Annotated in this window: 6 protein-coding genes and 1 pseudogene; 2 read left to right on the forward strand and 5 right to left on the reverse strand. The window is 57.8% G+C overall.

Annotation, left to right across the window (positions count from 1 at the left end):
- Positions 1-856: 856 nt before the first annotated feature.
- Positions 857-2,140: an MFS transporter gene (locus GSQ76_RS23285; RefSeq protein ID WP_158746502.1), complete on the reverse strand. Its 1,284-nt coding sequence runs from the start codon at positions 2,138-2,140 to the stop codon at positions 857-859.
- Positions 2,141-2,807: 667 nt separating this feature from the next.
- Between GSQ76_RS23285 and GSQ76_RS23290 the strand changes: the two genes are divergently transcribed.
- Both GSQ76_RS23290 and GSQ76_RS23295 read left to right on the forward strand, forming a co-directional pair.
- On the forward strand, positions 2,808-3,476 hold the full coding sequence (locus GSQ76_RS23290) for a response regulator transcription factor (protein WP_254070592.1): 669 nt from the start codon (positions 2,808-2,810) through the stop codon (positions 3,474-3,476).
- 75 nt (positions 3,477-3,551) lie between these two features.
- Complete coding sequence (locus GSQ76_RS23295; protein WP_158746503.1) at positions 3,552-3,923, forward strand: response regulator transcription factor; 372 nt, start codon at positions 3,552-3,554, stop codon at positions 3,921-3,923.
- Positions 3,924-4,277: 354 nt separating this feature from the next.
- Here GSQ76_RS23295 and GSQ76_RS23300 read toward each other — a convergent pair whose 3' ends face one another.
- The 4 genes and pseudogenes from GSQ76_RS23300 to GSQ76_RS23315 form a co-directional block, all read right to left on the reverse strand.
- Positions 4,278-5,768, reverse strand: a complete 1,491-nt coding sequence (locus tag GSQ76_RS23300) for an efflux transporter outer membrane subunit (RefSeq protein WP_158746504.1) — start codon at positions 5,766-5,768, stop codon at positions 4,278-4,280.
- Positions 5,765-8,905 carry an efflux RND transporter permease subunit gene (locus GSQ76_RS23305; protein WP_158746505.1) on the reverse strand — a complete coding sequence of 1,047 codons (3,141 nt, stop codon included), beginning with the start codon at positions 8,903-8,905 and terminating at the stop codon, positions 5,765-5,767. The genes GSQ76_RS23300 and GSQ76_RS23305 overlap by 4 nt, the downstream gene beginning before the upstream one ends.
- 29 nt (positions 8,906-8,934) lie before the next feature.
- Positions 8,935-10,275, reverse strand: coding sequence for an efflux RND transporter periplasmic adaptor subunit (locus GSQ76_RS23310; protein ID WP_216851247.1), 1,341 nt, complete (start codon positions 10,273-10,275; stop codon positions 8,935-8,937).
- A 533-nt stretch (positions 10,276-10,808) separates the two neighbouring features.
- Positions 10,809-11,139 (reverse strand): annotated as a pseudogene (locus GSQ76_RS23315) (hypothetical protein); the annotation flags it as partial.

Genomic DNA, 11,139 nt, shown 5'->3' on the forward strand with positions numbered 1-11,139 from the left:
GCCCAACATGTTTCCTTCGGCCCTTGAGGCTGGAGCGGCCAACAACTTAGGTTGCCCAGCCTTTCCTGCACCATCAAGCAATCTGCCCAGGACAACTTATGTTGGCAGGCGCGCTGCTAGCGCGACGACCATGGCCATCCCAGTCTATGTCCTTGTAGGAGGTCGTTCCTATCGACCGTATCAAGTTGCAGGGGATGGGCGGCGCTGCTGTCGCAACAAACTGCGGTCGGAGTAGGAACGCGGCGGTCGCGTAGTGTGGGTCGCAGCCTGCCCCTCAGCGACGGCCGCCAAGGGGGCTAAATCAGTTGGGTCGCCGATCGGTGAGGTCGGCAAAGATGTAACTGGCACCGCCCGCTGAGAGCCAAAACCAGACTCTGGCGAAGAGATCATATCGGACTTCGCTGACCATTTGGTAATTCCTTTGGCCTATGCGGGATCAAACTGCAGTCGTCTGACTGTTGATTGATGCAATCCATGCGACCATCGGGGGTTGAACCGTTCTGGTCGCGGTGGGACGATAAGTATTGCTAAACGCCGAAAGTTGAAACACGAAAGACGCGTGATATTAGGTCTGTTTGGTGCCGGATCGCGATCGAGAGTGGACACTCATGAAGTCTCCGACGAAGATCGAGCAGGCAGATAGAGCACGCAGTTTCTGCCAAAGGCGCAACGTTTGAACCGGCCGGTTTCAACTCATGATCAGCAAGGTTGGGGGCCCGTCGGTGGCATTTAGTCGCCAAACTTGGAAGGCGTTGACCATAGCGGGAGAGTATTCATCGCGGCATACCTGGCCGTAGCTAAACGCTCGGGCGATTGCCTTCGTCCTGGGTCAATCACATTGATAATCCGGCTGACCTCACGCTAGGACCGTAGCGCTCGGCTGGCGAGCGACGGTCCCTCCGGTTCTAGGGATGATAAACAAAAGAGCGGCCACCAACGCCAGAATTCCCGACATCACGAACGCCGGCAGGTAAGAACCGGCCTGCTCTCGGATCAACCCGGCGGCAAAGGCTGCTAACGCGGCACCAGCCTGGTGTCCGACCAGGATCCAGCCGAAAACAATCGGCGCGTCGCGTTCGCCAAATGCCTGGTTAGAAAGCTTTAGGGTGGGTGGCACGGTGGCGATCCAATCGAGTCCGAAAAAGATTGCGAAAACCGTTAGGCTAAGCGGTTGGAAATCTAGAAAGGGCAGTGCAATCAGGGATAGACCTCTGAATCCATAGTAGACGAAGAGAAGACGCCTTGGGTTATAGCGGTCAGTGAGCCAGCCCGACGCAGTGGTGCCGAAGAGATCGAAAAGGCCGATCGTTGACAGAAGGCCTGCGGCGGCCACAGGCGCGACACCATGATCGCCGCAGTAGGCAATCATGTGAGTTCCGACGAGACCGTTCGTTGTGAAGCCGCAGATAAAGAATGTTCCGAACAGCAGCCAGAAATCGGACCGGCGTGATGCTCGCATCAATACCTCAAAAGCGAGCCAAGGGGTTGCCGCCTGCCGCAATGGCGCAGCAGGTACCGAGCCTTCTGCCTCGCCGAAGCGTAGGACACCAACATCACTTGGATGCTCGGCTACGAAGAACAGGACCAGAGGAATGGTTAGCGCCGATACGATGCTAACGGCGAGCACCACCGACTCCCACCTGTTGTCACGCGCTAACCAGGCAAGCAGTGGCAGAAAGATCAATGACCCAGTTGCGGTGCTGGCACTTAACAAGCCCATCACCAATCCTTGCCGCGTCGCAAACCATCGATTTACTATGGCTGCCCCCAGAACTCCCGCTACCGCGCCACTTCCAGCACCCGATAGCAAGCCCCAGCTCAAAACATATTGCCAGGGCATGGTCATCCACTGGCTCGCAAATGTCGACGCTGACATCAGGACCAAACCAGCCAGCATGGTACGCTTGATGCCGAACGACGTCATCAACGCGGCAGCAAATGGTCCAACCAACCCAAAGAGAAGAATTCCAACCGCCGCGGCAAATGATATTGTCGTTCTGTCCCAACCAAAACTTGCTTGAAGTGGGATCATTAACACACCCGGAGTCGACCGCAGTCCCGCGGACACAAGGAGCGCTAAAAAGGTCACGCCAGCCACAATCCAGGGATATGAAGAAACACGGGTTTGCTTCGGTGTCATCTCAACTGTCCTCTAAAACGATGGGTGAAACCTCAGACAGCACGGTCCACTGGCTTTGAGTCCAATTTGGTGTGCTGCGCGACGTCGTGGGACCCGTGGAAGTGGGGCCTTGCCGTTGAAGCGCTGGCAAGGGCAGGGAGCCTAAAAACGTCAAACATAGTCAGGTCGGGCCGCCTGATGACTAGATCGGCATTACCACGGAAGCTCGACGCAAGTAATGCTCTTCACATCGGGCAAGTCTTGCCCTCTTCTACGAGGCGAACGACCTTGAATTCGACCCGGGCAGTGGCTTCCCTACAAGTGGGATGTTGGTGCGCGTGCGTGCAGACGGAGAACTTGCCTAGAGTATTGCGTCCAAGAGGACCTCCACGACCAGTATTATCCTTGTAAAAAAGCTTTTGGTATGGCATGGATATCTCTTGGTTGGACACTAAGATTTTCGTCAGGAATCGTTGTAGTGCGACCTCATAAAAGGCATGGTAAAAGCGATGTGGAGACGCGTTCAAATTATCGAAAAGCTGCCTGGGTTCTCGGACGAAATGGGTGGTGACGGCGGTTATCCGCGCTCAACTGCGGACGGTAGTCTATCAACTAACTCTGGACCACATCCGGCAAAAAGCCAGATATACTCGGGTATAGTTGCAGCGCTTCAGTGGCGCAGTAGGTTATGAACTCCCAGGTTGGCCAAATCGCCATGATGTTCGCCGAGACGGTTTATATCATCGATGACGATCCATCTGTTCGATCGGCCCTTACCAATCTAGTAGGATCGACTGGGCTCCACACACACGCCTACGATTCAGTGGATAGCTTTCTGCAAGGAAAGTCGACTATCTCCGCGGGCTGTTTTCTGCTGGACATCAGGATGCCTGGACTTAATGGGTTTGAATTCCTCATGAAAATGACGGATCTTCGGCTTCGACTGCCGGTGATATTGATAACTGGGCACGGCGACATACCGACGACTGTCAGAGGCATGCGAGCGGGCGCTATCGACTTCCTAGCTAAGCCGTTTCGCGAAGGCGAAGTGCTTGAAGCGGTGTCGCGCGCCATAGGCATTGATCGAGAACGCCGCGCTGATGATGCGGGCCGAGCGGACATAACGACGCGGTATGACAGCCTTTCAAGACGTGAGCGCCAGGTTATGGCACTCGTGACTGCGGGTAAGATGAACAAGCAGGTTGCGGGTGACTTGGGCTTGAGTGAGATTACAGTAAAGGTTCATCGGGGCACTCTGATGCGCAAAATGGGGGTCAGGACATTGGCAGACCTTGTCAGGTTGTCGGAGGCGCTCGGTCTGTTTCCATCAAACCTTTCGACGGGATGCAAAGTTTAGACCGTAGTCTTGGACTCACTCGAATTTGTAGCATAGCGCTTAAGGTTCCATTTCCGTCAACTATAAGGACTGCCCTTGCTTAAAACGCCGCTCGTTTGCGTCATTGACGACGACCCATCGCTGCGCAAGGCGCTTATTGGGCTGATTGCTTCGATGGGCTATCGCTGCTGTGGTTATGCCTCCGCGGAAGGTTACTTGGCTTCCGGGGACGTGGAGTTTGTGGGATGCATTCTCAGCGATATCCAAATGCCGGGCTTGGACGGATTTGCCTTCAAGGAGATCCTTGACGCTGGCGGGTGCCGTGCAGGCTTTATAATGATGACCGCTCGCAGCGAAGTCCACCTTGAACGCCGAGCGCTTGAAGCTGGCGCCGTTTGCTTTCTGCGTAAGCCCCTGTGTGTTGACCAACTGGCTACCTGTCTGGAGCGCGCGGTAGTACTCAATTGATTCTGCAGCGCGTAACAGAGTTCTCGGACGGTCTGTCGTCTCGACCTGGTCTTCCGCGGAGTCTAGGTGTATAGCAGCATCGCCTGCACGCTAAAGTGGTTCGAAGCTTTGGGCCTGGACCGGTCGATTCTGATGCTTCCTGTTGCGCCATTCCCAAAATGCCGAGTAGCCTCATTCGCATGGGGGTCCGGGGTTTTGTTGGCAGACTGAACCGGATGCGCGCAAGACCCTCAGGTCGCGGGATAGATTGAGACGCTATGTTCGCCGGGCCCAACTTGGTAGCTACATGACGTCGTCGGCCCGTCAAGTTGCGCTTAGCCTTGGTAACTCCATAGGCCATGTGTTACGGGCTCTTCACGGCATTGCCGCCATTCGAGAGCTTGACGAAAAATCCCAGCCACCCCCCAGCGCGCGAAAGATGCCTACCGCCGCTTGTGCCGCGGCTGCCCGGTTGGCATCAAGCTCATCTCGTGCAGTGAGAAGCAACCGATCTGCATCGAGCACATCGGTCAGCGTTATGGACCCAGCTTGGTAAGCTTTTTGCGATAGATCCCGCGCTCGCCCGAGCGAGCTAACTTCGCCCTGGAGGTCACTGACATGGACCTCCGTCTGCGATAGCGCGATAAGGGCATTCTCGACATCCTCAGCCGCCTTCAGGGCCGCCTGGCGATATTGTGCCAAAGCCTCGGCCTGTGCACCCCGCGCTTGCACAACCTCTGCGTCGACCTTGCCGAAATCGAACAACCGCCAGCTAACGGCACCGGTACCGATCGGCTGAAATGCCTTGGCAGACACGAGGTGATTGATGCTCAGGCTGTCGAAGCCAAGCGCACCGGACAGTGATATCTTTGGGTAGTAATCCGAAATTGCTGCTCCGATGCGTTCGTTTGACGCCGCCAGCCGCCTTTCTGCGGCTATGATGTCCGGGCGCCGGCGCAGCACATCGAGCGGCTGATCATTGCCGCCGATCATTGGAACGCCGGGAATGTCCGCTGGCTCGCTCAGCCTCTTTGCGTAGGTTCCGGGTTGCACTCCCATGAGCACGTCAAGCCGGTTCGACTGGACCTCCTGCCCGATGCGCAAAGGCGGGATCGAGGCGCGGGCTTGCCGCAGCAGCGCCTCTGCTTGCGCAATCTCCCGGCCGTCGGCCTGACCGGCCTGGTGGCGCGCATGGACCAGTGTCAGTAGATGGGCGTCCGTGTCGATCTGTTGCTGCGCCACAGCGAGCCGGGCCTGGTAGCCGCGGATCTGAAGATACGCGTCCGCGGCATCGGCTGCGACAGTGATGCGGGTGCCAGCCTGGTCGGCCTCGGCCGCCTGCGCCTCGTCCCGCGCCGCGTGAGCGCTGCGTCGCAAACCACCAAACAAATCGATTTCCCAGCTTGCCGCCGGCCCGACACTGTACTCGCGTTGATCCCGATTATAACCGGGGAAGCTTCGGGCCAACGCGCCGAATGGGCTCTCCAGGCTTTGGTGCTGGACCGACGCCGATGCGTCCAGATCGACCGTCGGCAGCAATTCCGCGCCCGCCGACGAGGCCACGGCCCGTGCCTGCCGTACTCGGGCCAGAGATGCCGCAAGGTCGAGGTTCTGACCCAAGGCATTTTGGACGATCGTCACCAACATCGGATCGTTGAACCCGGTCCACCATTGGTCGAGCGGCGGCGGCGGCTTCTGCGTCTGGCGTGCATCGACCGCCCGACGATTGTGAAACGGCATGAAGCTGGTCAGCGGCGCGACATAGTCAGGGCCAACACTGCAACTAGCGAGAGTGGATGCCATGACAAGGTAGACGGCCTTCACGCTGGCTGGCGGTCTGTACACGGGATTGACCACGGTTGTCATACTCCTTCTTTCCGGCCAAGCGTGCGGATAAGGGTGTAAAAGGCTGGCGTGAACAACAGGCCAAAGCAGGTAACCCCGAGCATACCGAACAGCACCGCCGTGCCGAGCGATTGACGCATTTCTGCCCCCGCGCCGGTGGCCACAGCGAGCGGTGCGACACCCAGGATGAAGGCAAAGGATGTCATCAAGATCGGACGAAGGCGCGTGCGGGCGGCATGGACCGCAGCCTCTGCCGCAGTGGCACCGTCCTCGTCCTGGTTCTGACGCGCAAACTCAACGATCAGGATGGCATTCTTAGCGGCTAGGCCCACGAGGACAACAAAGCCAATCTGCGCCAGGATGTCGATTGGCATGCCACGGAAGAACAAGCCCGTGACTGATGCGAGCAGACACATGGGCACGATTAGCACAATCGCCAGAGGCAATTTCCAGCTCTCATACTGAGCGACCAGGACTAGGAATACGAACAGGGCCGACGCCCCGAAAACGAGCAGAGTGGGTGTTCCCTTCTGCTGCTGCTGATAGGCGAGGTCCGTCCACTCAAAGCTTATTCCTTTCGGGAGCACTTTGGCCGCCAGCTGTTCCATGCGAACAAGAGCCGGTCCGGTAGCAATTCCCGGCGCAGCTACGCCCTGGACCTCGGCCGCGGGATATAAGTTGTAGTGGGGCACCCGATAGGGGATCGTGTTATCCCGGAGTTGCGCCACTGTGCCGATGGGGACCATTTGGCCAGCCATGTTGCGGGCCTTAAGCCGCGAGATGTCCTGCGTGGTGCGCCGGAACGCTCCGTCTCCCTGCACAACGACCTCGTAGCTACGGCCAAGGTAGCTGAAGTCATTGACATATTGCGACCCGAGATAGACTTGCATCGTCGAAAATACGTCACTCGGTGTCAGCCCTACCTTCTCCGCCTTCAGCCGGTTGATGTCAGCATAGACAGACGGCGATCCGGCGTTGAACAGAGTAAACACGCCGGCGAAGTAAGGGTCTTTATTGGCGGCTGCCACGAGGTCGCGCGACGCGCTGACGAGAGCCCCGTAACCCAAGCCAGCGCGGTCCTCAAGCATCATCTTAAAGCCCCCGGCGCTTCCCAGTCCCTGAACCGGTGGCGGCGGGATGGTCAGAACGAAAGCATCTTTAATGGCCGATAAGCGTTTACGCAGATCGGCCAGCACCGTCTTCGCGTTCACGCCAGGCAGTTCGTGATTATAGAGCGACGGCAGGCCGGAGAAGATCGTGCCAGAATTAGAGGCAACCGTCGAGGTGGTGGCGTCTAGGCCGGCGAACGGCGCGACGTGTTCGACACCCTTTGTGTCAAGAATGATGTCGATGGCTTGGCGGACGACTTGCTCTGTGCGGGCAAGCGTGGCGCCCGGCGGCAGTTGAACGATGGAGATGAGATAGCCTTGATCCTGCTCCGGGATGAAGCCGGTGGGCATGATCGCGAACTCCAGCCCAGCGAGGCCGATCAGCCCGCCATACACCACCAGCACGATACCGATGCTTCGGACCAATCGCCGGGTCAGGCCGCCATAGCCATTGGAAAGACGGTCGAACCCACGGTTGAACCAGCCGAATGCATCCGACATTAGCTTCTGCACTCGGCCCGACTCAAGGGCCAGGTGGGCATCATGCGGTTTGAACAAGACAGCACAGAGCGTGGGGCTCAGCGTTAGGGATACGAAGCAGGATATGACGGTCGACGCGGCGATCGTTACCGCGAACTGTTGGAAGAACTGACCAGAGATGCCGGACAAAAAGGCGGAGGGCACGAAGACGGCACAGAGCGTAAGGGCGATAGAAATCAACGCCCCGCCGACCTCATCCATCGTCCGATGGGACGCCTCCTTCGGTGCCATCCCTGCGCTCATGTTGCGCTCGACATTTTCCACAACCACAATGGCATCATCGACCACGATGCCGACGGCTAGCACCAGCCCAAAAAGGGATAGGTTGTTGAGCGAGATGCCGAATGCGGCCAAGATAATAAAGGTCCCAATCAACGACACCGGGATCGCAACGACCGGGATGATGGTGGCACGCCAGCTCTGCAGGAACACGAACACCACGCCGACGACCAGTAGGATCGCGATGGCGATCGTGATTATGACTTCATGGACAGACTTGGCGATGAAAGTGGTTGGATCGTAAATGATCGTCGACTGAACGCCGGCTGGGAAGTCTCTCGCCAACTCGTCCATCTTCGCCACCACCGCGTGCTCGACAGCTAGCGAGTTCGCGCCCGGTTCGGCGTAGATTGGAAGAGCCGCCGCATTGCTGTGATCCACGTAGGTCGTGCTCCCGTAATCGGCAGCGCCTACCTCTACCCTCCCTATATCCCTTATTCGGGTTACATGGCCCAGCCCGTCGGACTTTATAATGATGTCGGCGAATTGGTCGGGCGATGTCAGCCGGCCGAGTGCCTCAATGTTGATTTGGTATGCCTCGTCACCTGGCGTTGGCGGCTGATTTAAAATGCCAGCCGATACCTGCAGATTTTGCGCCCGCAGCGCCGAAAGGACTTCACTAGCATTGATGTTATGTATCGCCGCCTTGTCTGGATCGAGCCAGATCCGCATCGCGTATTCCCGTGCCCCCTGGATTTGAACGTCGCCTACACCCGGCAATCGCGCCAAGGCGTCCTTGATGTGCAATGTTGCGTAGTTGGAAAGATACAGCGTGTCGCGTGACTTATCCGGCGAATAGAGATGGACAGCCAGCAGGATGCTTGGCGTCGCCTTGCGGACCTGAACACCGAGACGCTGTACGTCGTCAGGAAGACGAGCCAAAGCATCCTGCACCCGATTCTGCGTCAACATCTGCGCCACGTTGAGGTCCGTGCCAATGCGGAAGGTTACCGTGATCGTTAGATTGCCGTCACCTGTCGATTGACTGCTCAAGTACAGCATGTTCTCAACACCGTTGATTTGCTGCTCGAGCGGTGTCGCTACCGTGCGAGCAACGGTGTCGGCGGAGGCGCCAGGGTAGGAGGTCGTGATCTGCACCGTCGGCGGCACGATCTCCGGATATTGCGCGACCGGCAGGATTGCGAGCGCGCCGAGGCCTAGCAGTGTTATGAAGATGCTGAGTACCGTCGCGAAGCGCGGGCGGTCGATAAAGAAATGACTGAGGCGCATATCCTTGCTCGATTCTTGCTGTTTGCGCGCTATTTATTGTTCGTCGTGGCGTCTGCAAGTTTGATCGTGCCATCCTGTGGCGCGACTTTGGAACCCGGTGCGGCGTAAGGTATTCCACCGATTATCACCTTGTCGGTCGCACCAAGACCCGATCGAATCACGCGTAGACCGCCCCGCAGGTCGCCAGTCTGTACCTGCTTTGCAACCACGGTGCCGTCGGTCGCCACGGTTAGAACCAAATGCTCGGATTGGTCGGGAAGTACTGCTGTGTCAGGTACTAGTAATGCCATAACGGGGGCGCCCAACACCAAACGCACCCGGGCGAATTCGCCCGGCGTCAACAGCAAACTCGCGTTGCTTACCGTTGCACGAGCATGGAGTGTGCCACTCGATCGATCTAGAACGTTATCGACGAAGTTGAGCGTGCCTTGGCGTCCAAAACCGGTTTCGTCGCCGAGAGCCAACTCGATTTTATCCGCCAAGGGACCGTTCTGTTTGGCGTGTCCGCGGGAGAATGTCAGGTAGTCGGATTCGCTCATGTCGAAGTTCAGGTAAATCGGATCTACGGTCACGATTGTCGCCAGCAGCGTGGTGGGACTCGTCGATGCCCGACTTCCGGCGATTAGATTGCCGACGGAAACGAGATGCGTGCCAATCCGCCCGGTGAACGGAGCCGTGATGCGGCAATGCTCGAGATCGAATTGCGCATCGCGGATCTGCGCCTTAGCTTGGTCTATTGCAGCTTGTGCGGTCCGCCGGTCCGCTAGACGCTGGTCGACGTTCTGGACCGTCCCGGCATCACTGCTCTTGAGATTCTGGGCACGGACAAGCTCCCGATTGGCGAGGTCGAGCCGGGCAACAGCACTTTCGAGCTGTGCATTCGCCTGTGCGAGGCGGATGTCGTACGGAATGGGATCGATAGTAAATAGCAAATCGCCTCTATGAACGACATCGCCATCTTTGAAATGGATCTCCGTCAGGGTACCACCGACCTGCGCGCGCAGTTCCACCTCATCGACGGCTGAGAACTGCCCGAGAAAACCAAGGCTGGCATCCACCTCCCGCTCGAGGGGCTTACTGACGATCACCTGCGGGAGGGCGGGAGCGCCCGGGCGCTCGGCAGCGTGGCTGCTGTGATGGGAGTATCTCAGCCAAGCCCCTCCGCCGATGATGAATAAGGCTACGGCGACCCAAGCACTGGCTGCTACCCCCCGCCGCGTCTGATGATTTGCATATCCGGCTCGGCTTCGCTTGTTTGCATCGTTCAAGGCTTGCTCCTTCAAATCGTAGGGGGCCTGACGGTCCATCTCGTGGACTGATGTCGGATCAGACGGCGGCTTGGACGGCGAGAATTGTTCGTCTTGCAGCACAGGATGGCCTCGCCCCAACAACTTCACTCAAGTTTTAGGAGGCTCGGTCCAGCCGGAGGCCACTGTTTCGTTGCCTCGACTTAGGCTCTGGCTAGAAGGCACGTGGTTCCCTAGTTGCATCTCAGCGCCATGCGCCGATGCTAGTAGTTACTAGGCCACCGGAGCTATCCCGTCAGCATTTCCCGTGAGTATTGATTTAATCTAAAGTAGCCCTAGAAGGTCGTCGCCGTCGACTTATTTACAGACAGGCAAGCCAGGTGACAACCAAAACCTAACTAAAGGCAGGTATACTTAGGGATACCTGCGCGCTCCAACTGTCGAACTATGCAGACGCAAAGACATCCTTGGTTCCGAACCTACAGGCACTCTGCGGGCGCAATTTTTGTGATCTAGACCGAATCCTCCAAATCGATGACCTTAGGCGCGTCCGCGGTGTGAACCGTGCGTCATCGTGAATTGCCGACCGTCCAGTGGGCGGGGACGTTGGTAAACGGTTATGGAATGCAGCGGCTTTGAGTTGCAGACAGTCGCCGTTACGAAGTCGTAAGCGGCGGCGGGTTTTCTGCCTTTTCCGTGGCGAATACGAGGAGAATAACGCAACCAAGACCGGCGCCAAGAAGGGCGGTTAGCCACCAGCCCCCCCATGCGTAGGTCACCGAACCTACCGTGGAACCCACCGCGCCGCATAGGAACACGACCATCATATAACCTGCATTTAGTCGCCCGCGCGCTTCTACGCTAAGGCCATAGATAGCACGCTGACTGATAACTTGATTGCCCTGGGTGGCCGCGTCCAGAGTAATGGCGGCGACCACGAGTAAAGCCATTGATCGGGCTGCTGTCGCCCAGCCTGTCGCTAGCATC

Origin of the sequence: Acidisphaera sp. L21 (assembly GCF_009765685.1) — a bacterium.
Lineage (GTDB): Bacteria > Pseudomonadota > Alphaproteobacteria > Acetobacterales > Acetobacteraceae > LMUY01.